The sequence below is a fragment of the Nitratireductor rhodophyticola genome (genome assembly GCF_019891355.1).
Lineage (GTDB): Bacteria > Pseudomonadota > Alphaproteobacteria > Rhizobiales > Rhizobiaceae > Nitratireductor > Nitratireductor rhodophyticola.
The window spans coordinates 997,110-1,018,546 of the sequence record NZ_JAHSSF010000001.1 but is presented as its reverse complement, the minus strand read 5'-3'; the positions used below and the strand labels follow the sequence as shown (position 1 = coordinate 1,018,546).

Here is a 21,437-nt window from a genome sequence, read left to right as displayed (position 1 = left end):
GCGCACCCCGACAGAGGGTGAATGATGAAAGCTTACTACAACGAGATCGATCCTGCGGCGGCGCACATTCTTCGCGCGCTCATCAAGGAAGGCGTGATTGCGAATGGCGACGTCGACACGCGTTCAATCAAGGAAGTCGAACCCCATGACCTTGAAGGCTACACGCAATGCCATTTCTTCGCCGGCGGAGGATTGTGGTCAGTCGCAGCTCGACTTGCTGGATGGCCTGACGACGCACCGCTCTGGACCGGCTCTTGCCCCTGTCAGCCGTTCTCGGCGGCCGGCAAAGGGCTCGGAGCCGATGATCCAAGGCATTTGTGGCCGGACTTTCATCGCCTCATCAGTGCCTGCCGGCCCGCTGTCGTCATGGGAGAGCAGGTTGCGGGAAAGGCTGGCTATGGTTGGTTCGACGGAGTCCGCGCTGATCTGGCGCGAGAAGACTTCACCGCTCGGGGAATCGATTTCCCGGCTTGCAGTGTCGACGCGCCACACCAACGGAACCGGCTCTATTGGATCGCCGTGGCCGGCCGTGAAAGCGAGCGAGGGCGAGCGGGGACCGGCACCGAGCGAAGCGAACCGGAACAGCCCCAATCTGGGATACGTCATGGCGAATGCCCAGCCTGCGGCGGAAGTGGGCGAGTTGGACCATTCTTCCCCGGGGGCTTGTCCACCATCTGCGGGAACTGCACCGCCCCAAGCGGCGCATTGGATCACGGCATCGGCACGGGACTGGAAGGACAGCGCGGGCATGGCGACGGAAGCGGGCGAAAGGAACCGGATCGACCAGTTGCCGCGACAGATGGTGCAGAATGCTGGTCAATGGCCAACAATGACGGCGTTGGATCGGCCAAGATCAGACCAGACGTTGGCCAAGTCGGCAGCCTTTCGAAAGCGCAATGCTGGCCAGAACACTACGCCTCTGTATCTGGGCGAAGCGATGCAGCGGCTGTCGACCGTGCACCCACTTCCGGCATACAGCCCGACGCCTACGGTTATCGACGCGACCGGACGGGGCTATCAACGCGACCGGGGTGGGAAGATCTACCCCACGGTGCCCGGCATCCTCAAAGGAACGGAACCTACTGGTCTGACGCCGAATGGATCGCCTGCCACGATGGCAAAGCGCGGCGCGCCCAATCCGGTATTCGCTTTCTGGTTGATGGGCTTCCCGGCCGAGTGGATCTCTGGCGCGTTGGCGGCAATGCAATCGTACCGGAAGCCGCGGCGGAAGTGATCGCGGCATTCATGGACGTCTACGGCGTTCCTGTTTCCACGATGAGAGCCGCAGCATGACCGAGCGCACCCGATTTTTGATCATCAACTGGACCATCGCCATTGCGGGCATTCTCATCCTTGGCGCGGCTATGTGGGGAGGGGAGTGATGCGATTGTTCGACTGGCCATTTGGCGACATCAACCCGCATTCCTTCGATCTGATTATGGCAGACCCTGCTTGGTCATTCGAGCTTCGTTCGGAGAAGGGCGAGGGCAAGTCTGCGCAGGCGCAGTACCGGTGTCAGAGCCTTGACGAGATCAAAGCGCTGCCGGTTCTCGATTTGGCCGCACCAGACGCGCTCCTGTGGCTCTGGGCCACCAATCCAATGCTGCCGCAGGCGCTCGAGGTTCTGAATGCCTGGGGCTTTACCTTCAAGACAGCCGGAGCGTGGGGCAAGACGACGGTCAACGGCAAGCTCGCCTTCGGAACCGGCTACATTTTCCGCAGTGCTCACGAACCCATCCTGATCGGAACGCGGGGTGAGCCGAAGACCACCAAATCCGTCCGGTCGCTGATCATGGGGCAGGCCAGAGAGCACTCCCGCAAACCGGAAGAAGCTTACCGGGCTGCCGAGCAGTTGATGCCCCGCGCGCGCCGGATCGAGCTTTTCAGCCGCACCAACCGCCCCGACTGGACAGTCTGGGGCGATGAGGCGGGCAAATTCGGGGAGGCAGCATAGATGGCACTCATTTTGGGACTGGATATCGCGACTTCATGCGGGAGAGCACTGATCGATCGCAGCGAACGACCCGGGACATGGAACTGCGATGTGTGGAAATCGGCTGGCGACAATGGTGAGGAGAAGGCCGGGCACCTCGCCATGCAGATGATCCCTTATCTAAAGGCGAACAAGCCCGATTTTGTTGCGATTGAGATGCCGCAGCGCAACGTCCAGACGTTTGGTCGCAAGCGTAAGGATATGGCTGGCGAGGCGACCGAAACCACGATCAACCCAAACGCGCTGCAGCTTTCGTCTCTGGCGGGCGCTGCGATTGCCATTCTCGACGCCTATCGCATCCCTTGGGGGCTCATTGCCCCGGTCACATGGCGGAGCGCCTATTTCGGCAAAGGCGTGAAGCCGCAAGGGAAAGATGACTGGAAGGACCTCGCAATCCAGCATGCGCGAATGCAGGGCATTGGTCTTCCTGCAACCAAGGCAGCCCAAAGGGACGCCGCAGAAGCACTTGGCATCGCGGTTTCGTGGGAGCGCTGCACCTTCATTCCTAAGCGTCACCAGCAGGCATTCATGGCCCTGCGCACCGGACAGGCGAGGGCAGCATGAACGTGCACGCTCAGCATTTCCAGAACGCGCTTCCGGATGCCCTTGAGGCCGAACAGGCGTTGTTGGGCGCCATCCTGATCAACAACGATGCTTATTGGCGTGTCGCAGGTTTTCTGCAGCCGATGCACTTCCAAGAGAAGTTGCACCAGTTGATCTACGAGACGGCAGGCACGCTTATTGCCGAGGGCAGGGCGGCGAACCCGATTACGATGAAGCCATATCTGCCCTCTGCCGAGATGGTCGGGGAGAAAACACTTGGTCAGTATCTCGCCCAGCTCGCCGTTGAGGCGGTGAACGTCATCAACGCCTATGACTATGGCCGCGCCATCATTGAAATGTGGTCGCGCCATCGGATGATTGGCATCGCTCAAGAGCTGGACGAGATATCGCGCCACATGCCGGCGAACATCAACCCGGAAAAGATCATCGCGACGATAGTCGACCAGCTTTCTCACGTCGCTCGAGAAGGCAATGAGCGCGCCTCGTCTCTCAAATATGGCGTGGTGCTTCCCCGCGCTGTAGACCGGGCAGCCAAAGACAGCGGGGATCATGCTTCGCGCATCCCGTGGTTCTTGCCTGAAATCACCGAGGCGCTTGGCGATATGAGGCGTGGGAACCTGATCGGTCTTATGTCGGACAGCGGCGGCGGCAAGACATCGTTCTCTCTGCAACAGCTTCGTTTCGCGGCGGAGCGCGGATACCGATCCGCTTTGTTCTCCATCGAAATCAGTGAAGAAGAGGCAGCGCTCCAAGCTGCGGCGCAAAAGGCCCGCATTCCTCTTGACCGTGTGGACGCTTTCAATCTCAACAGCCGAGAGAAAGAGGAAATCGAGCGGGAAATGGCTGACTCGACAGACCTCCCATTCCATATTGTTGGCTTCGGCGATTGCACGCTTTCCGATATCCGGGTGAAACTGGAAGGGCTGGTGAAAAGCCAGGGGCTGGATCTGGTGTTCATCGACCACGCGAAGATGATCGGTTTGCCGAACCCCAGAGACATCTTCGCCGAACGGATCAACGCACTCTATCGCGGTCTCAAGGCTATGGCGAAGTCGCTGAACGTCGCCATCGTGATCCTGATCCAGCGAAACGATGAGTGGAAGAAGAGGTTCCAGTCCGGCGGCAGCCTGCGGCCTGTCATGGGAGATGCCTATGGCGGCAGTTCGATCAAGCAACACCTCGACGTGTGGTTTTCGATCTATCGTCCTGAACCGCTCTATCGCGAATTGATACCGTCGATGCCGACTGAGCGCGTTCGGGAAGGGGAACTCACCAAAAAGCAGATCATGATCCAGAAATTGGAAGCATCGAAAGGCAAGGCCGCGATCATCAACCACAAGCGCCGGCGCGGCGAACCCGGACGCTGCCCTGAGATCAAGTTCGAGGGCGAATACACGATGTTCTCTTCCTTGGTGGAAGACACGGCTCCCGGTTTTGACTTCGATGAAGGAGCGATCCTGTGACCGATATGAGCACAGACCTTCTGAACGCTGCCAAGGCACTGGTCGAAGCCGTGAACGTTGATCTTAACGGCATCCCCGGCATGCCTTGGTCAGGCAATGGCGGTCTGATCTCCACCGATACGGTGAAACGGTCGGACCAGCTTCGACTTGCAATCCATCGATATGAGAAGGCGAGGGACCAATGAACGCTTTCGACGCCCGCGCCCGGCACAACGGATACATCTGGATCGGTGAATTCCGAGCCGGTGAACACGGCGCCTACAAGCCCGTGATGGAGAATGGCGAGATCAAGCCATTCCGCAATGCCAGAGAAGCGAGGGAGGGCGCTCATGCTGCCCTGATCGCCTACATGAACGGCAACTACACCAGCGAGCGCGCGAAGGCGGAGCACCGTTGGGAAGCCGGAAAGCTGTTTCGAGCCGGAAAGCGGCCTGTGGAGGTCGTAAAGGCGTGAACGATCGCACTCCCTGCATCAACCCGCGTTGCCGGCGAACAGGCCCAGCGGATGAGTTCCCCGGAGAAATGATCTGCGGCAAGTGCTTTCGATCATTGCCGGAGGGCGTGCGCAGAGAACACCGACGGCTGTGGCGCGAGATCAGGAAGTGGGAGCGGCGCATCGCGCGCACCAGCGATGAGATGAAGATCGTGAAAATGCACAACATCGTGACGCGGCTCTCATGGCAACTCAGCAGGCATTGGGCCCAGGATATCAAGCCGATGTTTCTTGTCCCTGAGAAGCCCGAAGGTCTCGACGCGTTTCTAGAGGAGATGGGCCTATGACAGCCATCCCAGCTCATATCCAACGCCTTTGCGATGAATTCGGCATCAAAGTCATCGATGGCCATCGTTATCCCGAAGTGGGAGAAACGCGGGCCGTGGTGACGCTGGATCGGATCTACCGCAAATTTGGAGAGGCCCATGTAAGGCTGGTACTGACCACGATCAGGGAAGCCGGCAACAACCTACTCCTCATGGATGAGAGCGGCTTTTGGATGGTCTCGGACATGGTGAGGGCCTGTCAGGGCATCATTGAGCGCGATGCAAGCGCATGGCTTGAGACATGGGACATGATCCCCGGTGGTGAGCTTCAATTTGTGGCGCAGGAACTGAGGAGCGTTGTCCCGACGCGCTTCGCTCTCGGCGGTATGGTCTATGAGCGCCTTTTCCGCCGCTTCGGCCCAAACTCTGATCAACTCGACATGCTGGATGACCGCCGGAGGATGACATGAACATCGAAGAGATCGCAGAGCGCCTTATCAGGGCGGCGGAGATCGAGAACGTGGGCAACCGCGTGGGACCGGCCCCGCTGCGCGCCCAGCAGCTCCCCTACGTCCATTCCGACGACGACATGAGGAATTGGGGCCACAGGCGAGGGGAGCGCCGCAGCCGCGATCCTCTGGCCAACGCCTGCCGCCTTCTCCGAGAGGACGAGGACGCCCATGCGCTCTATCGGCGGGAGTTCTTCGAGAAAACCGAATACACGGCGCGAGACATCTCGGAGGCCGAGGAGGCGCAGGGCTGGTATGCGCTGGTCGACAACGAGGTCAACAGAGCCGCGCTTGCCGCCTGGGTGAGGTGCATGGCCGACCACAAGCGGCTGTTCTTCAAGGACTGGTGCGCCGGTCAGGACATCACGCCGAAGACGGGAAGGGCGCGGAAAAATCGCGCTCTTGCATCAATTTTCGCACATCTTGTTCGCAGGGGTGTGCAGAATTGCGATAACTGCGAATATGAGGGGTTCCCTGTTCCCCCTGAAAACGGGCATATTGAGCCCAACATCGAAGACGAGCGCGCCGAGGAAAGAGGCGTCACGTCATGGGCCTCGGACGAGGCGTTCACCAGCTACTTCTCGAACGATCCGGCGGACTTCTCCTGGGCTGAGCGGCGCAATGAGCGCCGGCGCCAGAGAGAGGCCAAGAAGCGGAAGCAGGAAGCGGCATAGAGTTTCAGCAGCGTGGGGAAGTGGTCTATCCCGTCTGGCTCATAACCAGAAGAGCGGCGGTTCGAATCCGCCCGCTGCAACCACAATCAGGAATGCTTGAAGCCTGCAAACTATCGCCTGCAGCGAGCCCTGTATATCCGACCGTTGCGGCCCCGGTACTCACAGTAGCCATTTCGTAGGTTACGAACGAGAAGGCCGCCAAGCGCTCCTGCACCGGCGCCGATAAGTGCACCTCGACCACCGCCGGCCAGTCCACCTACAACTGCTCCTGCGGCCGTTCCGACACTGAGGTCCCGTTCTGTAGTGGTGCATCCAGCTAGGGCAATGGCCGCAACCGCAACGACAAGCATATTCCGAACCATTGTGTTCCTCTTGATTTCACCACCCGACGAAGTTGGAAGGTAAGCACACATGGCGCTCAGCGACAAGCGTTGGCGGGGCGACTGAGGTTCAGCGACACACGCAGGAAGAGGCATCCTAATCCGCCGAGCGACAAGACTGTTAGGCGGGGGATCAGACCAGGACGGCGGCGCAAGTCGAGATGGTTGGGATATCCCGGCCGTTCCGTCCTGACTTCTTTGCAAAAAATGCACAGAACGCCCCGGCCATGCGCTGGGGCTTCTCGTATGTGGAGACCTGGTATGCGCGAACGGCTCGAAAACGCGGCATTGATCCTCTTGGGCAGCCTGGTGGCGCTCGCCAGTCTCGGGATCGCGCTGACCATGTTCGCCGTCGTCACCGCTCCCTTGTGGGGCATCGGCCTTCTCTGCCTATGGGTGGTGGGACTGATTTGAGGCACTGCACCCACTTCGTCGGCTTTCGTGGTGAGGAATACCACTCAGCGGTGAAGGCCTTCGGGCCGCCGGACTTCATTCATCGCGGCTGGGACAATCGTGCACAGCGTGAAATCGCAGATGGTGACCTGGTGGTGTTCGCAAAGGGTACGGCGCATCAGGAGCCGAGGGCGCGGAGCTTTGATGACATTCGCGAGAACATCGTCCAACCGCAATAACAGCTCTGCTGCAGGATTCAACCTACCACGAGTTCCAAGGGTCCCAAGGCGGCTGAGGTGGAGTTTGGATATCTTCATGTCGTGCGAGTATCGGTTCGCGCTCATTCCAGACCATAGGATTGATCACCCATACATTGTCAGCGCGAGTTCCAGCATCACGGTAAACTAGGCCCTTGTTGAGCAGCCCCATTGCTCCGTTGCTGTTTTTGATTTCAGCTGAGAAACGTTCCTTCTCTTGCCGTAGAAGCCAGATAAGAACCATCGTTTCGGTACTGTTCAGAACGTCAAGGTTTCTGCGGCCCTCTTCGAAAAGCGCTTGTAGCTGTCGCGCCTGTGACTTTTTCTTGGCCTCGTATGCCGCATGTGATCGATGATTTCCAATCATCCAGGCGAAAAGATGGACCAGCAGGATAACGGCCCCAAGAACTGCGACAGCGACGAAGAGGGTAAACCAACCCGGCTGTGTGTCCTCAGTTGGTATTGATCCAGCCTTCATTAGAACGATCATTAACGTTCCAAACAGAAACATAATCCAGCCTTTACGGGCCGAGAAATCGAATGCTGATTGGAACGCGGAGAACAATTGCTCCACCTCCCACCTCCTTTGAAAAACAATCAAATGCTACGGTAGAAGATCAAAGATGGCACGAGGCGGCAATAGACCAGGTGCGGGGCGCAAAAGAGGCATCCCCAACAAAGCGACAGTAGAGCGTCAAAAGAAGGTCGCGGCCACGGGGATCACACCGCTCGATTACATGTTGAAGGTTATGCGGGACGAGAAGGCAGATGCCGGGCGACGCGATGATATGGCCAAGGCTGCGGCGCCATACGTCCATCCCAAACTCGCCTCTATGCAGCACACAGGGCGTAATGGCGGACCAATTCAAACGATGGACGTCGCCAAACTCAAAGGCATGACCAATGAGGAGCTAGATCTTCTTGAGCGCGCATTGGTCCAGATCGGAATTGCTGACGGCGATCCGGCAGGAGAAGGAAGCGAGGAGGACCGAGGAGGACCGCAAGCGTGAGAGGCATCAGCTTCTCGCATCGCATCTCGCCTTCACGGTCAAGTTCTTCAAGGAGAAGGAAGGGCAGCCGTTTTCGGTTGCCGAGTTCCACCGCCTGATTTGCGATGTTCTCGACCAGGTGTTCCGGGGCGACATCAAGCGGCTGATCATCAATATTCCGCCGGGCTACGGTAAGACCGAGCTCGCGGTGGTGAACTTCATCGCACGCGGCTTTGCCATCAATCCACGGGCGCGCTTCATTCATGCGAGCTACGCCGAGCCGTTGGCGCTGGACAACTCGACCAAGGTCAAGGACGTCATCAGCCTGCCGGGGTATCAGACCCACTGGCCGGTACAGATGCGGACGGACCAGAACGCCAAGGGGCTCTGGAGAACAACGGCTGGCGGGCATCTGCGCGCAGCAGCTGCCGGCCAGCCCATTACGGGATTTCGTGCGGGCATTCTGGCAGAGCCGGGCTTTACCGGTGCTCTGATCATCGATGACCCGCTCAAACCGGATGACGCGGCATCGGATGCGACACGCAAGTTCATCAACGCCCGCTGGGAGAACACATTCAAGTCGCGTCTCGCGCATGAGGATGTTCCGGTCATCGTCATCATGCAGCGACTGCATGTGGATGACTTTGCAGCGCACCTGATGGAGGAGAGCGGCGAGAACTGGCACCTGCTCAAGCTGCCGGTCCTGATAGACGGTGAGGCGGAACCGCTGGCAGGCAAGGTGACACTGATCCCGCACGGGCTGCCTAATGGGCCGCTGTGGGAGGAGAAGCATACGCTTGAGCAAATACATGTGCTCCAAACTGCAGCGCATGTCTATTCGGGTCAGTATGCCCAGGAGCCGACAGTTGCGGGCGGAAATCTGTTCAAGGCCGATTGGCTGCAAGAGCATGACCAGCCGCCGAAATTGAGATGGCGTGCGATCTACGTCGATACGGCCCAAAAGACCAAGGAACGAAACGATTACACCGTCTTTGAGCATTGGGGATGCGGCGAGGATGGGAAGGCATACTTGCTCGACCTGGTGCGCGGCAGGTTTGAGGCGCCGGAACTTGAAAGCACAGCTCTCAGCCTATGGGCGCGCTGCAAGGAAATGGACGCCAATCAATATGGCGTTCTTCGCAAGATGGCTGTCGAGGACAAGGTGTCTGGAACAGGGCTTATTCAGGGCCTCAGGCGCAAGTCCATCCCAGTGGTGGCAATCCAGCGCGACAAAGACAAGCTGACCCGCGGCCTCGATGCTGTGCCGGCCGTCGCCGCTGGCCTGGTGTCGATCCCGAGAAATGCGACATGGCGCAAGACCCTCGTGTCCGAGCTGTTGGCATTCCCTGATGGCTCTTTCGATGACCAGGTGGACCCGTTCATGGATGCAGTGACGGAAATCTGCGGCGGCACAACCAATATCTGGGAAGCACTGTAGATGGCCAATATCCTGACAAAGGTTCGCGATGGGCTTGCAAGCCTGACGTCCGGTCTGGGGACAGAACGCGACAAGGCGGCGTCGGTCTACTATGCCGAGCCGGAAATTGACGAACAGCAGCTTGTCAATGCCTATCGGGGATCGTGGCTTCCTCGGAAGATCGTGGATATCCCGGCGCTTGATTCATGCCGGAATTGGCGTGACTGGCAGGCGAAGGCAAAGCAGATCGAGCTTCTGGAGGCCGAAGAAAAACGCCTTGGCGTCAAGGCAAAGGTGCTGGAAGCGCGCAAGAAGGCTCGGCTGTTCGGCGGGGCGGCGATCTATTTCGATGTGGGTGACGATGACCCGGCCAAGCCGCTGAACCTTGAGGCAGTGAAGAAGGGGGGCATTCGCTTCCTGACCGTCCTGACCACCCGCCAGCTTACGCCAGGCGACATCGAGCAGGACCCGCTCTCGGAGTTCTACGGGAAGCCGAAGGATTACCAGATAAACTCGACCACGTTGGGCATGGTGAGGATACATCCCACGCGCCTGGTCATCTTTGTTGGAAACGAGCATCCCGACAATGACATCGCTTCCGGACTCAAGCACGGATGGGGCGACAGCGTGTTGGTATCCGTGATGGAGGCGGTAAAGCAGGCGGATGCAACCTCCGCCAATATCGCCAGTCTCGTGTTCGAGGCCAAGATCGACGTCATCACGGCAGAGGGCTTTGCCGATGCAGTAAAAGACCCGGTGCAGGAGCAGGCAATCCGCAACCGGTACCGGCTTGCTGCGACGATGAAGGGCAACAACGGCATGCTGTTGCTCGACGCCAAAGAGAGTTACGAACAGAAGAACGGCGAGTTCTCCACGCTGCCGGATATCATGGATCGGTTCTTTCAGAACGTGTCCGGCGCCGCAGACATCCCGATGACGCGGCTGTTTGGTCAGTCCCCCGGCGGGCTCAACGCCACGGGCGAGAGCGACATGCGAAACTACCATGATCGGATCCAGTCGGCGCAGGAGCTCGAAATGCAGCCGGCCATGACCCGGTTGGATGAAGCTTTGATCCGTTCCGCTCTCGGAACCCGCGATCCAAGCGTGTTCTATGTCTGGGCACCGCTGGAGCAGATGTCAGAGAAGCAGAAGGCCGACATTCTCAAAATCAAAGCTGACGCGGGTCGGGCGATTGCTGGCACCGGCGGGGCTTCCCCGTCTCTCATGCCTATCGAGGCCCTGTCTGACGCACTCGTCAATTCTCTTGTCGAGGATGGTAGCTTGCCGGGGCTTGAAGCGGCCATCGACAAGTATGGCGGTCTGGCCGATCAAGATGACGACGACGACGATCTGATCGCAGTGGCAGCGCCGGCACAGGAAGAGCGGCAGCAAGCCACCGACGCTGCACCGCGCACGCTGTATGTGCGTCGAGATGTGGTGAACAAGTCCGATATCATCCGGTGGGCAAAGTCACAGGGTTTTACGGACATAGTGCCCGATCTTCATGTCACCATCGCGTACAGCCGCGCGCCGGTAGACTGGTTCAAGGTCGGTAACTCATGGTCGGAGAAGCTGGATATCGCTGCCGGTGGGCCGCGCCAGATGGAACGGCTGGGCGATGACGGACGCTATTTCGCGCTCCTGATCACCGCCAACGAATTGGTCTGGCGTCATCGCGAGATTGTCGAGGCCGGAGCCTCGTGGAATTGGCCGGACTATCAGCCACATATCTCGATCCAGATTGGCGGTGATGTCGACCTGGCGAAGATCGAGCCCTATCGGGGGCGCATCGTGCTTGGCCCGGAAGTCTTTGAAGAGGTCCGGGAGGACTGAACCATGCAATTTACTGACAGAGTTACCGTCGCGGGAACGCGGCTGCGCGATGACGGCTACCTTGTTGCAGATGCTCGCGTGGCCAGAACCGGCATACAGAACTATGCGGGATGGGAAGTCGGCAAACCGCAAATGCCTGTCGTGCGGGTCTATCGACCGCCTGATGAAGTCTTTTCCCGTGATGCCATGGCGTCCTTCGCCCACCGCCCGATCACGAATGATCATCCCGACGAAGATGTCACCGCCGACAACTGGAAGGAACTGGCTGTCGGGCAGTCCGGAGATGAAGTCGCAAGAGACGGCACGTTTCTGCGCATCCCACTGATGGTGGCGGACGGGAAGATGATCTCCGGCATCGAGGGGGGCAAGCGCCAGCTCTCAGCCGGCTACATGGCCACGCTGGATTGGACTGCGGGAAAAACTGCCGATGGTGAGCATTACGACGCCATCCAGCGCAATATTCGAGCCAACCATATCGCCGTCGTGCACCAAGGTCGCGCCGGCTCCGAGGTTCGTATCGGTGACGATGCGAATAAATGGGGCGCTGCCCCGATCACTCCAACCATGGATAAGGAGACCATCACCATGAGTGATGCACTTCGCACTGTGGTCGTGGACGGGCTGTCGGTGAGCACCACCGATCAGGGCGCCCAGGCCATTGACAAGCTCCAGAAGGACGCGGCAGCGCTCCAGACGAAGCTTTCCGATGCTGAGACGGCCCACAAGAAGGCCCTCGACGCGAAAGACACGGAACTGGCCGAGAAGGACGCCAAGATCGCGGACCTTGAGAAGAAGGTCATCGACGCTGCGGCGCTCGATGCGCTGGTGCAGGCGCGAGCCGATCTCGTCGGCAAGGCAAAAGCACTCGCCCCTGACGTCAAGACGGAAGGCGTTGCTGACGCTGACATCCGAAAGGCCGTTGTCATCGCCAAGCGCGGTGAGGATGCCGTGAAGGACAGAAGCGCGGCCTACATCGATGCGGCCTTCGACTTCATTGCCGAAGACGCGGGCAAGGGCGATGGCGATCAGGTCCGCGATGCCCTGAAAGGTGGCCTCAAGGCTGCTGACGCAAACGGCGCATGGTCGGACAGCGTTTTCGCTGCCGCCGGTGTCCAGACGAAGAAGGAGGCCTAATCCATGGCAACTCTCACCGAAGGCAAGCGTACGGCCGATTTCATCGTCTCCGAGGCGAACGGCTATCGCTCCCGTGAAAAGGGGATCATCGATACCGGCGTCACCGGCACGATTGAGCCTGGCACTGTGGTCGGCATCGTCACCGCGACGGGCCATTACGCCACCTACAATCCCGGCAATGCGGACGGGACAGAAACGGTTGCGGGCGTTCTCTACGAGGGCGGCGCGGCTGATGACGAACGCACTGTGATGGTGCGGGATTGCGAGGTTCGCGCCTCTGATCTCGCTTGGTTCGACGGTGCCACCACCAACCAGATCGAAACCGGGACGGAAGCACTCGCCGCTCTCGGGATCGTGGCACGATAAGGAGGGCCGACAAAATGGCTTCCATGGACGTCTTCAATTCCTCGGCCTTCATCATGGTCTCGCTGACCGGGGCAGTCGACAAGATCGACTACAAGCCGCAGTTGCTCGGCCAGCTCGGAATCTTCGAACCGATGCCGGTGCGAACCCGCACTGTGTTCGTGGATCGGCGCAACGGCTCGTTGACGCTCATCCCGTCCAGCCCCACCGGAGCGCCTCCCACGGAACTGGAAGGCGATGACCGCGACGCGGTATCGCTGCGCACCACGCGCCTTGCAAAGAGCTTCACGCTCTACGCTGAGGAAGTGCAGGGTATCCGCCAGTTCGGATCCGAAACCGAACTGATGCAGGTGCAGGCCGAATATATGCGCCGCATGGCGCGCATCCGCGACGATATGGACCTCACCCACGAGTACCATCGTCTGGGCGCGCTGCAGGGCAAGTTGCTCGATGCTGACGGCACGACCGTGATCTACAACTACTTCACGGAATTTGGCATCGCGGAGCCCTCGGCAATCGACTTCGCCCTGACCACGGATACAACCAATGTCCGCGGCAAGTGCTCGCAGGTGATCCGCCTCATGCAGCGGGCAGCCAAAGGAGCATTCACACCGGCCACCTCGGTCCATGCCCTTGTGGGCGACACGTTCTATGACAACCTCATCGATCATCCGAACGTGCGCGACACCTACAAGAACTGGGCCGCTGCCTCTGAATTGCGCCAGAACCTCACTTTCCGCAGCTTCCCCTACGGCGGAATCACGTTCCACAACTACCAGGGCACGGATGACAACTCGACGGTGGCAATCGCCGCCAATGAGGCGAAATTCTTCCCGGTGGGCGCGCGTGACGTGTTCAAGAAGGCCATGGCGCCGGCCGAGTTCGGCCCATACGTCAACACTGCCGGACAGGACGTGTACGCCTTGAATATCCCCGACCGGGATCGTCAGGCTTGGACCAAAGGCGAACTCTACAGCTACCCGCTGTATTTCTGCCAGCGTCCGTCTGTCCTCCAGAAGGGTATCGGCAACGCCTAAGGGCAGGGGCTTCGGCCCCTGTCTCCCTCTCATCGGAGATCGTAACCATGAAATTCAAGATCAAAAACGGGTATCACCGTACCCAGGCGTTCAAGGTGTTTGGCGGTTCCGAAGACGTGAAGCCCGGCGAGACGAAAGTCATCGATATCGAGGGTGATGTTTCGGAAGATTTCATCGATCGCATGAAGGCCCGCGGCGTGACAATGACGCCAATGAAGGACGAGGCCACGCAGGATGGCGAGCTGAAAGCCGTTCATCATGGCGGTGGAAAGTTCAAGATCGTCAAGGGTGATGACGTGCTTCTGTCGGGTCTATCCAAGGCTGACGCCGATGCGTTCAATGAAATGAGCGCTGAGGACCGCGAAGCTTTCGTTTCCAAGAAGGACTGATCCATGGCGGGTTATGGCACAGATCAGGGCTTTCAGGATTGGGCGACTGAGAACGGGTATACCGTGCCGTCCGGAACCGTTGCCGCAGCCCGCCAGCGTGGAAGCGCCTATATCGACGCCGTTTATGGTGATCGCTTCTTTGGGCAGCCGGCAGGGGGCATAGATCAGGAGCGGGCCTGGCCGCGCGTGGGTGCAACCGACAAATGGGGCAATGCGATTGCCTCAGATGTGGTGCCGTTACGGGTGGTCAATGCGAGCTATCATGCAACGTTGCAGGAGATGGAAACCCCCGGCAGCCTTGAACCTGTCGTTGTGGCAGCGGAGCGCGTAAAGCGTGAGAAGGTGGGGCCGCTTGAGACCGAGTACATGGACGGTAGTGCTGGCGATGCTGTCACCTCCGCCACACCTCTCCTTGCTTCTGTCGAAGGGCTTCTTGAACCGTTGCTGACCTCATCTCTCAATGATCTCGCCATCATGGTGGTATGATGGCCGGCTTCAACTACGCCAAATCTCGGGCCACTGCCGCCCGTCTGATCAAGAAGTTCGGTCAGGCCGGCGCCATCCGCCGCACGACGATGACCGGCGGTGATCCATGGAACCCGACGCCTGAGACCAACGATTATCCCTGCACGCTCGTGGTGACTGAATACAGCCTCAAGGAGCGGGAAAGCTCACTCATTGGGACATCCGACAAGAAGGTGCTGATCTCGACTGAGGGCGTTTCAATCCCGGCCTATGCAGATGCGCCAGACAGTGAAAACGCCCCGACAGAGCGCGATCAGATCGTAATCAAGGGCAGGGCGCACGAGGTGGTGCGGGTCGATCCGCTGGAACCTGGCGATACTGTCGTGATGTGGACGGCGCAGGTGGCGTTCTGAGCACTCTACCCGGCATTCCTCGATGTGTAACCACAGAGCCAAGTGGCAATCGCCACAGCGACGACAGAAGTGACCAGATAATCGGCCGAACTGATCAAGGCGAGGAACGTCGAGAACAGTACAGCGGCTACGTTGAACACGATGTAGCGCAAAAGAGAGTGTGGCGCGAGAAGCGGGGCGCCAGTGTCGGCTACCTTGAAATTCATTGCTACACCCCGAGCCAGATTTTGAAGAATACAGCGAGCACGCCTGCCAAAGCGCCACTGGCGAAGCCCTTACGCATGCAGGGCCACGGATTGTCACCAGAGGCAAAGTTCTCGGCTGTGGCGACAATTGTGGTGGTGAACATGATTGACGCGAACACCGCAGTGAGCACCGGGTCAAAAATCGGCACGACACTATCCTCCCTTCAGTCAGGCTATCTTAGCAAAGCGGTTGAGTATGGTGACCACATCAATTCGACGTAGCATTGAGGCATTGATTGCTCGTCACGAACCACTGCTGCGTGAAGCCTTTCTCACGGCCATTGATGATATCCGCAACTCGATCACGCTGCGCATCGTAGTGGAGAGACTGGAGCGCGGGGATGCGCTGGGCGCTATCGAGGCCATGCAGATCGAACGAGAGGCGTTCTCTCGCTTCGAGCAGGCACTGTTTGATGTTTATGCAGATGGAGGACAGGCGGAAGTGGGGAATTTGCCTAAGGTCCGCGATCCAGACGGAAACCGCGTGGTGTTCCGCTTTGGTTTGCGCAATCCGGAGGCCGAGGCATGGCTGCGCGATCACTCGTCAACGCTCGTCACCCGGATCGTTGATGATCAGCGTGAGGCAATCCGCCAGCATCTGACAGCAGGGCTGGCCGAGGGGAAGAACCCGCGCCAGACGGCCTTGGGCGTCGTGGGGCGCGTGGACCGGTCCAGCAACCGCCGTACGGGTGGCGTCATCGGCCTGACGGTTCCGCAGGAGGAGTTCGTCAGGCGAGCGCGTCAGGAGCTTCTGTCGGGCGATGTTCGGGCCATGCGCCATTACCTGACGCGGGGCCGGCGGGACAGGCGCTTTGATCGTGCCGTGATGAAGGCGATCCGCGAAGAACAGCCGCTCGACGCGGAAACCGTCAACCGGATCACTGGGCGATATGCAGACCGGCTGCTTGCTCTCAGGGGCGAGATGTTGGCGCAGAACGAGACACAGGAGGCCATCTCACAGGCGCGCACTGAAGCCATTCGCCAGCAGATCGCGGCGGGGAAGATTGATGCCGATGCGGTCACGAAGGTCTGGCATCACACGACGCAGGAAAACCCGAGGCTTCACCACCGCGCCATGAACGGCAAGAGCGTGGCCTATGGCGAGGATTTCGTTCTTCCGAATGGAGTGAGGATGGCGCATCCGCATGCATCGGATGCCCCGATCAGCGAGAAGGCTTTCTGCAAGTGCCATTTCTCGTTCAGGATCGACTACTTCGCATCGGTGGAGCGCCGGTTCAGGGCGCGGGCTGCTTGATGGCCCAGGGGGATAGCTTCGCTGCTTCGGTGGCCGACTGGTGTCACGCAGTGGATGGCGCGACAGAGGCGATATTCAAGGAAAGCGTTCAAGAACTGGTAGCAGAGGCTGACCGGCTCCTTACGCAGATGGTCTACGAGGCCCCGGCCAGTCCGAATTATCGGCGCACGGGCTTCCTTCGATCATCTGTGAGAGTGTCAAGAACATCGATACCGCTGGCAGACCGGCCGCAAGGCGTTCCTGATGCCGACTACCTGGCCGAAATCACCGTTGTGATTGCCGGGGCTGAACTCGGCGAGACTCTCTATGTGGGCTACACGGCGAACTATGCCGGCTTCGTCCATTTCGGGACATCAAGGATGGCCGGTCGACCGTGGGTGCAGATGGTCGCGCAGCGCTGGCCCGCTATCGTCGCGGCCAAGGAAGCTGAACTCAAGGGGCGTCTTGGTCTGTAGCACCGGACTTCCGGCGCTCCATGCGCATCAATGCTCCATAGGGACCGACGAGGGCGGTGCGGAGAGCTTCCTGCCCGATCTCTGTCTCTGCGCGCAACGAAACGATCTGCCGCATCATTTCGTGCAGCACTGTCTCGATCTCATCGTCTGACAGGGGCTTTATCTCTGACATCGCGGGGAAGGTATAGGAATGGCCGCAACAACGGAAGGTCGGATTTTTGCTGCGCTGATGGCGCGGGCGTCCGGCCTGTCGGCGCTGGGGCTGCCAATCGCGTGGCCCAATGTCGATTTCACACCGCCGGAGAACCAGAAGTTCCTGCGCGTCCAGTTCGTGCCGAATGTCACGCAGAGGCAGTGGATCGCATCCGATGGAGTGCATCGCTACATCGGGCTGCTCCAGGTCAGCGTGTTCTGGCCCAAGGGACAATTCGAGGGTGAGCTCCGGCCGCGCGAGATCGCGGGGCAGGTTGCGGCACACTTTCCGTGTGATCACCAGATGACTGAGGACGATGTGACGGTGCGCGTCATGGAGCGCCCGACCGTCGCTGACATGCTTCCGGAAGACAGCCGGGTGCATATCCCGGTGACCATTCAGTGGGAGTGTTTCCACTAGCCGTTTCAAGCCCTTCGGCAAGGCATCCCTATCAGCATAGGAGGCCGGCATGGCCAAGATGTATCCCGTCGCAGGGTGCAAGTTCTATATCGGCTCAGCCGCAATCGATGATCAAGACGATGACTTTGTTGCGGCTGACTTCGATGCGGTCACATGGATCGAAGTCAAAGGATGGGTGACCATGGGCGCAAGCGGTGATTCTGCAACGCTCGTCACCTCTGACCAGATTGGCAACAAGCGGACGAAGAAGGCCAAGGGCACGCGCAATGCAGGCTCAATGGAGAACACCTTCGATGTCGTTGCTGACGATCCCGGCCAATTGGCCATGATCGCCGCGGAACAGACCGACGACAACTACCCCTTTCGCACTGTCTACAATGACGCGCCGACCACCGGCCCAGCTCCGACCCCATCGGAGAGCTTGTTCATTGGGCTGGTCATGTCGAAGTCGCGCGCAGGTGGGGGCGCAAACGACCCGCGCCGGATGAACTCCACCGTCGAAATCAACAGCAATATCGTCCATGTCGCTGCGGCGACGGGGGCGTAAGGAGCACACCATGACCGCAAAGACCGATAAGAAGGCCGTCGATCTGTCGTCGTTCGATGATGCGAAGGCCAAGCACGAAGCCGGTATTGAGATCGCGATTGTGGGACCGGACGGCAAGACTCCGATGGGTTTCTCCATTCGCGCTGCCGGTCCCGACAGTGAACGCGCCCAGACCGCACAGGAACAGCTCGCCGACGAGCTGATAGAGCAGGAGAACCTGACCCGGCTCAAGGCGCGTGAGGCTGCACAGCGCGGCATCCGGTATCTCGCCAAGCTTACAATGGGCTGGGCGCCCAACATCATTCTCGACGGGCAGGAACTGGAGTTCAGCGAGGAGAACGCGGAGAAGCTCTATCGCCGGCACCGCTTTATTCGTGAGCAGGTCGACAAAGCCGCCGGCAACCGGGCGCGTTTTACGAAGGGCTGATCGCTGCGCTCTGCCAAGCGCTGGAGGCCGTCCACGACAAGCGTAGGCCACTCGTGCCTACGGTGGCCGAACGGCTCTGGTGGGTGTTCTGGCGGCTTGATGCGCGGCGCAGCAGCAATGGCTACTCGGCCAACGCGATCAGCCCGACAGAGATTGATGCGTGGTGCCGGGTGTCCGGCACGCGCCTGAAGCCCTGGGAAATCCGCGCGCTCGATGAGATGGAAATCATCCGTCTCCGTTGGCTCGGCCGAGACCCGGAAGACGAGCCAGAAGTCGTTGAAGGCCAGCCGGTAACGCCCGCACTCGTCAAAGCCCTGTTTGGATAGAGGTGATTTGCCATGTCGGTCTCTCGCCTTGGCTTTGAGGTTGATTCCTCACAGGCCAAAACAGCCGCAGTCGATCTCGACCGACTGACGTCTAGCGCCGGTAAGGCAGAGAGGGCTGAGCGTGGCCTTGCGGCTTCTTCGCAGGGCGCGGAGACCGCGACGGGCCAATTCGCCAGGCAAGCGAGGGATGCCAGCGCGGCAACTGCACAACTTAGGGCCGCCACCGATATGGCAGCGGCGGCTCAAGGGCGACAGACGGCCGCAACACATGCTGGCACCGCGGCTATGCAGGCGCAGGCTCGTGCTGCTCGCATAGCAATGAACAACAATCGCCAACTTTCCTTCCAGTTGATCGATATCGGTCAGGCCCTCGCCACCGCCCCAACGATGGGCATCTATGCCCTACAGAACCTGGGCTTTCAGGTCGCGCAGATCGGTCAGCTCTATATGGGGCGAGGCGGCTTCAATCAGGCCATCAAGGACAGTGCTGTACAGGTTGGCGCATTCGCTGCTCGCCTTGGTCCGATCGCACTCCTTGCCGGTGGGGTGACGGCCGCTATCGCCGGTATGCAGCACGAGATCAACCAGACGAGCGCGGTAACGGTCGGATTTGGCGACGTGGCGCTAGCCACGTTCCAGGTCATTCGCGACGGCATCTTCACGATGCTCCAGCCGGCGATCAACGCCATGGCGCCGTGGTTCTCCGCAGCTTGGGATGTCGTTGTTACCGCCACAAAGACCATGGGTAACAATCTCGTGCGTCTGGTGCTCGGCTCGTTCGAGATCATCAAGGCCGGCATCCTGGCGACACCGGATGCGTTCATCGCGGCAGGAGAAGCAGCCGCGAATGGGTTTCTGTCCGCAATCGAGCAGATGGTGCGCGAGGCGCTGGTCGCGCTCAACGGTCTACTGACAGATATCAACGGGATGCTGCGCGGCACGGGCTTTGAACTGCCGCTTGCTCCGGCTCCCATGTCGGTAAAGGTCGGGCGTGTCGATATCGGGGGTGCCGCGGCCAGTCAGCGGCACTCGGATCGATATGGTGCCCTAGATGCCCGAGCAACCGACATCATGAATACCGACTACATGGGGCAGTTCTTCGATGCGGTGCAGGCGCAGGCCGTTCAGAATGCGCTCGACGGCATTGAGGACAAGGCCGGGGCGGCAGGTAAGGCGCTCAAGGATGCAGCCGACAACGCCAAAGACCCGTGGAATGGGCTCACGAAAGAGATGGAGCGCATGCAGAACGCGCTTCAGGACGCAGGTCGAGAGACTGGCGGCATCCTCAAAGGGCTCATCGATGGCACTTTGAGCTGGAAGGATGCGCTCTCGCAGGCTCTGTCCGTGGCCATGAAGCTCATGATGCAGTTCAATCCGGGCTTGTTCGGGGGTGGTTTCGTTCAGGGACTTCTCGGAGGGCTTCTCGGCTTCTCGCGTGGCGGTGTGATTGCGCAGGGCAACGTCGTGCCGTTCGCCAATGGTGGCGTGGTCAATCGGCCAACGGTATTCCCGATGGCAAATGGCGCTGGCCTGATGGGTGAAGCGGGGCCGGAGGCGATCATGCCGCTGCGCCGCGGCCCTGACGGCCGTCTTGGTGTCACTGCGCCCCGTCAGGCAGCAAACGATCAGCCTATGCGTCTCGAGCTCGTTTCACGCTTCGATGCCGATGGCGGTTTCGACACAGCGGTTGAGCGAGCATCCCGCCCGGTTGCCCGTGAAGAGAGTGCGGCGTCCAGTGCTCGGGTATCCCGTAGTTTTGATGCGCGGATTGACGGTCGGGACGAAGAGCGCCGTGTCCGCAGGATCAGACCAAGGAGCCCGTTCTGATGTATCGGCTTGTCGATTTTCCAGAGCCGATCCGGCTTACCAAGGTCACGTGGACCAGCGGGCCGAATGCGCGCAACTCCGGTACGACAACTGCCTCGGACGGCTCAGAGCAGACACGGAGCGGCATAGGTGAGGTGGTCTCATTTCGCCTGGATTTCACACTCAAGAAGGGGCGTGAGGCGCGGCGTGAGCGAGGCTTCCTAACTGCATTGATGGAGGGCGCGAACGCTGCTCGGGTTACGTTCGTTGACGGCGATGCTCTGACACCAAAAGAAGCCGGGGTTGTAGGGCCTTTCGTTCAGCAGCCTTGGTCGAATGGTGAGCCTTGGAGCAACGGAAAAGGCTGGAAACCTTCCTATCCGGTTGTGCCGGTGGCTGCAGCAGCCGCCTATAAGAGTGGCATTGTAACCATCTCGGATGCGTTCTGGGGGCATCAGCTTGGGATTGGCGACTATCTCGGGTTCATGCCGTTCCATTTCGGCCTCTACATGATCACTCAGGTGATTGCGCCGGGCCAGTATCGGATCTGGCCTCGTCTGCGCAAAGCACTCACCACCGACGACTTCGCGACCCTGCATCCAACCCTCGTCATGAAGACTGTGCCCGGCGGCACATCAATGGCGCGCGGTGTCGTACACACCGAGGGGCAGGGCGTGCAGCTGTCCGAGATCATTGATCCCTACGTTCGGCAGTATTTCACGGATTGATCC

Annotated in this window: 32 protein-coding genes and 1 tRNA gene; 29 read left to right on the top strand and 4 right to left on the bottom strand. The window is 59.7% G+C overall.

Translation table 11 applies throughout. From position 1 onward, the window contains the following. The first annotated feature begins 21 nt into the window (after positions 1 to 21). From KUG85_RS04875 to KUG85_RS04830, 10 genes are all read left to right on the top strand, one after another. Positions 22 to 1,293: a DNA cytosine methyltransferase gene (locus KUG85_RS04875; RefSeq protein ID WP_322098557.1), complete on the top strand. Its 1,272-nt coding sequence runs from the start codon at positions 22 to 24 to the stop codon at positions 1,291 to 1,293. A gap of 88 nt (positions 1,294 to 1,381) precedes the next feature. After that, positions 1,382 to 1,954: an MT-A70 family methyltransferase gene (locus tag KUG85_RS04870; protein ID WP_223004328.1), complete on the top strand. Its 573-nt coding sequence runs from the start codon at positions 1,382 to 1,384 to the stop codon at positions 1,952 to 1,954. Continuing rightward, a complete protein-coding gene (locus tag KUG85_RS04865) occupies positions 1,955 to 2,557 on the top strand; it encodes a RuvC family protein (protein ID WP_223004327.1) in 603 nt (200 codons plus the stop codon). It abuts the gene before it with no gap. Then, complete coding sequence (locus KUG85_RS04860; protein WP_223004326.1) at positions 2,554 to 4,020, top strand: DnaB-like helicase C-terminal domain-containing protein; 1,467 nt, start codon at positions 2,554 to 2,556, stop codon at positions 4,018 to 4,020. Before KUG85_RS04865 ends, KUG85_RS04860 begins: the two co-directional genes overlap by 4 nt. After that, entirely contained in the window at positions 4,017 to 4,205 is a 189-nt protein-coding gene (locus tag KUG85_RS04855) for a hypothetical protein (RefSeq protein ID WP_223004325.1), read from the top strand. Before KUG85_RS04860 ends, KUG85_RS04855 begins: the two co-directional genes overlap by 4 nt. Next, on the top strand, positions 4,202 to 4,474 hold the full coding sequence (locus KUG85_RS04850; protein ID WP_223004324.1) for a hypothetical protein: 273 nt from the start codon (positions 4,202 to 4,204) through the stop codon (positions 4,472 to 4,474). Before KUG85_RS04855 ends, KUG85_RS04850 begins: the two co-directional genes overlap by 4 nt. After that, the gene (locus KUG85_RS04845; protein WP_223004323.1) at positions 4,471 to 4,800 is read left to right on the top strand and encodes a hypothetical protein; all 330 of its coding nucleotides are present in this window, start codon (positions 4,471 to 4,473) and stop codon (positions 4,798 to 4,800) included. The genes KUG85_RS04850 and KUG85_RS04845 overlap by 4 nt, the downstream gene beginning before the upstream one ends. Further along, a complete protein-coding gene (locus KUG85_RS04840; protein WP_222474264.1) occupies positions 4,797 to 5,249 on the top strand; it encodes a hypothetical protein in 453 nt (150 codons plus the stop codon). The genes KUG85_RS04845 and KUG85_RS04840 overlap by 4 nt, the downstream gene beginning before the upstream one ends. After that, complete coding sequence (locus KUG85_RS04835) at positions 5,246 to 5,962, top strand: hypothetical protein (protein ID WP_223004322.1); 717 nt, start codon at positions 5,246 to 5,248, stop codon at positions 5,960 to 5,962. The genes KUG85_RS04840 and KUG85_RS04835 overlap by 4 nt, the downstream gene beginning before the upstream one ends. Before the next feature lie 6 nt (positions 5,963 to 5,968). After that, positions 5,969 to 6,045: transfer RNA gene (locus KUG85_RS04830), tRNA-Met, on the top strand. 27 nt (positions 6,046 to 6,072) lie between these two features. Here the strand turns inward: KUG85_RS04830 and KUG85_RS04825 are convergent. After that, positions 6,073 to 6,312 carry a YMGG-like glycine zipper-containing protein gene (locus KUG85_RS04825; protein WP_370633321.1) on the bottom strand — a complete coding sequence of 80 codons (240 nt, stop codon included), beginning with the start codon at positions 6,310 to 6,312 and terminating at the stop codon, positions 6,073 to 6,075. Between the two features lie 291 nt (positions 6,313 to 6,603). On the opposite strand from KUG85_RS04825, the gene KUG85_RS04820 reads away from it, so the two are divergent. Further along, positions 6,604 to 6,756, top strand: coding sequence for a hypothetical protein (locus KUG85_RS04820; RefSeq protein ID WP_223004320.1), 153 nt, complete (start codon positions 6,604 to 6,606; stop codon positions 6,754 to 6,756). Next, positions 6,753 to 6,974: a hypothetical protein gene (locus tag KUG85_RS04815; RefSeq protein WP_223004319.1), complete on the top strand. Its 222-nt coding sequence runs from the start codon at positions 6,753 to 6,755 to the stop codon at positions 6,972 to 6,974. Before KUG85_RS04820 ends, KUG85_RS04815 begins: the two co-directional genes overlap by 4 nt. Positions 6,975 to 6,996: 22 nt before the next feature. On the opposite strand, the gene KUG85_RS04810 is transcribed toward KUG85_RS04815, so the two are convergent. Next, entirely contained in the window at positions 6,997 to 7,566 is a 570-nt protein-coding gene (locus KUG85_RS04810; protein ID WP_223004318.1) for a hypothetical protein, read from the bottom strand. Between the two features lie 49 nt (positions 7,567 to 7,615). Between KUG85_RS04810 and KUG85_RS04805 the strand changes: the two genes are divergently transcribed. Genes KUG85_RS04805 through KUG85_RS04765 form a run of 9 tightly spaced genes read left to right on the top strand, consistent with a single transcriptional unit; the run spans position 7,616 to position 15,032 of the window. Next, complete coding sequence (locus KUG85_RS04805; protein WP_223004317.1) at positions 7,616 to 8,002, top strand: hypothetical protein; 387 nt, start codon at positions 7,616 to 7,618, stop codon at positions 8,000 to 8,002. Beyond that, entirely contained in the window at positions 7,941 to 9,419 is a 1,479-nt protein-coding gene (terL, locus tag KUG85_RS04800; RefSeq protein WP_255606254.1) for a phage terminase large subunit, read from the top strand. Before KUG85_RS04805 ends, terL begins: the two co-directional genes overlap by 62 nt. Further along, positions 9,420 to 11,231, top strand: coding sequence for an anti-CBASS protein Acb1 family protein (locus KUG85_RS04795; RefSeq protein WP_223004316.1), 1,812 nt, complete (start codon positions 9,420 to 9,422; stop codon positions 11,229 to 11,231). A gap of 3 nt (positions 11,232 to 11,234) precedes the next feature. Continuing rightward, a complete protein-coding gene (locus KUG85_RS04790) occupies positions 11,235 to 12,365 on the top strand; it encodes a DUF2213 domain-containing protein (protein WP_223004315.1) in 1,131 nt (376 codons plus the stop codon). A 3-nt stretch (positions 12,366 to 12,368) separates the two neighbouring features. Further along, positions 12,369 to 12,731: a head decoration protein gene (locus KUG85_RS04785; RefSeq protein ID WP_223004314.1), complete on the top strand. Its 363-nt coding sequence runs from the start codon at positions 12,369 to 12,371 to the stop codon at positions 12,729 to 12,731. A gap of 14 nt (positions 12,732 to 12,745) precedes the next feature. After that, entirely contained in the window at positions 12,746 to 13,765 is a 1,020-nt protein-coding gene (locus KUG85_RS04780; RefSeq protein ID WP_223004313.1) for a major capsid protein, read from the top strand. Between the two features lie 47 nt (positions 13,766 to 13,812). Continuing rightward, entirely contained in the window at positions 13,813 to 14,154 is a 342-nt protein-coding gene (locus KUG85_RS04775; RefSeq protein WP_223004312.1) for a hypothetical protein, read from the top strand. A 3-nt stretch (positions 14,155 to 14,157) separates the two neighbouring features. Continuing rightward, positions 14,158 to 14,640 carry a DnaT-like ssDNA-binding protein gene (locus KUG85_RS04770; protein WP_223004311.1) on the top strand — a complete coding sequence of 161 codons (483 nt, stop codon included), beginning with the start codon at positions 14,158 to 14,160 and terminating at the stop codon, positions 14,638 to 14,640. Further along, a complete protein-coding gene (locus tag KUG85_RS04765) occupies positions 14,640 to 15,032 on the top strand; it encodes a hypothetical protein (RefSeq protein ID WP_223004310.1) in 393 nt (130 codons plus the stop codon). The genes KUG85_RS04770 and KUG85_RS04765 overlap by 1 nt, the downstream gene beginning before the upstream one ends. A gap of 208 nt (positions 15,033 to 15,240) precedes the next feature. Here the strand turns inward: KUG85_RS04765 and KUG85_RS04760 are convergent, their stop codons facing one another. Further along, positions 15,241 to 15,426: a hypothetical protein gene (locus tag KUG85_RS04760; RefSeq protein WP_223004309.1), complete on the bottom strand. Its 186-nt coding sequence runs from the start codon at positions 15,424 to 15,426 to the stop codon at positions 15,241 to 15,243. A gap of 47 nt (positions 15,427 to 15,473) precedes the next feature. On the opposite strand from KUG85_RS04760, the gene KUG85_RS04755 reads away from it, so the two are divergent. Both KUG85_RS04755 and KUG85_RS21080 read left to right on the top strand, forming a co-directional pair. Further along, positions 15,474 to 16,532 (top strand): structural protein, encoded by a 1,059-nt coding sequence (locus tag KUG85_RS04755; protein WP_223004308.1) that lies wholly within the window; start codon positions 15,474 to 15,476, stop codon positions 16,530 to 16,532. 194 nt (positions 16,533 to 16,726) lie between these two features. Further along, complete coding sequence (locus KUG85_RS21080; RefSeq protein WP_255606253.1) at positions 16,727 to 16,987, top strand: hypothetical protein; 261 nt, start codon at positions 16,727 to 16,729, stop codon at positions 16,985 to 16,987. On the opposite strand, the gene KUG85_RS04745 is transcribed toward KUG85_RS21080, so the two are convergent. Further along, complete coding sequence (locus KUG85_RS04745; RefSeq protein WP_223004307.1) at positions 16,965 to 17,159, bottom strand: hypothetical protein; 195 nt, start codon at positions 17,157 to 17,159, stop codon at positions 16,965 to 16,967. The genes KUG85_RS21080 and KUG85_RS04745 overlap by 23 nt on opposite strands. An 18-nt stretch (positions 17,160 to 17,177) precedes the next feature. On the opposite strand from KUG85_RS04745, the gene KUG85_RS04740 reads away from it, so the two are divergent. From KUG85_RS04740 to KUG85_RS04715, 6 genes are all read left to right on the top strand, one after another. Further along, entirely contained in the window at positions 17,178 to 17,600 is a 423-nt protein-coding gene (locus KUG85_RS04740) for a DUF4128 domain-containing protein (RefSeq protein ID WP_223004306.1), read from the top strand. A 49-nt stretch (positions 17,601 to 17,649) separates the two neighbouring features. Then, positions 17,650 to 18,147, top strand: a complete 498-nt coding sequence (locus KUG85_RS04735; protein ID WP_223004305.1) for a hypothetical protein — start codon at positions 17,650 to 17,652, stop codon at positions 18,145 to 18,147. Between the two features lie 10 nt (positions 18,148 to 18,157). After that, on the top strand, positions 18,158 to 18,574 hold the full coding sequence (locus KUG85_RS04730; protein WP_223004304.1) for a hypothetical protein: 417 nt from the start codon (positions 18,158 to 18,160) through the stop codon (positions 18,572 to 18,574). Continuing rightward, positions 18,571 to 18,900, top strand: a complete 330-nt coding sequence (locus tag KUG85_RS04725) for a phage tail assembly chaperone (protein ID WP_456094046.1) — start codon at positions 18,571 to 18,573, stop codon at positions 18,898 to 18,900. The genes KUG85_RS04730 and KUG85_RS04725 overlap by 4 nt, the downstream gene beginning before the upstream one ends. A 318-nt stretch (positions 18,901 to 19,218) precedes the next feature. Continuing rightward, on the top strand, positions 19,219 to 20,727 hold the full coding sequence (locus tag KUG85_RS21205; protein WP_322098556.1) for a phage tail tape measure protein: 1,509 nt from the start codon (positions 19,219 to 19,221) through the stop codon (positions 20,725 to 20,727). Continuing rightward, positions 20,727 to 21,434, top strand: a complete 708-nt coding sequence (locus KUG85_RS04715) for a hypothetical protein (RefSeq protein WP_223004302.1) — start codon at positions 20,727 to 20,729, stop codon at positions 21,432 to 21,434. The genes KUG85_RS21205 and KUG85_RS04715 overlap by 1 nt, the downstream gene beginning before the upstream one ends. The last annotated feature ends 3 nt before the right edge of the window (positions 21,435 to 21,437 follow it).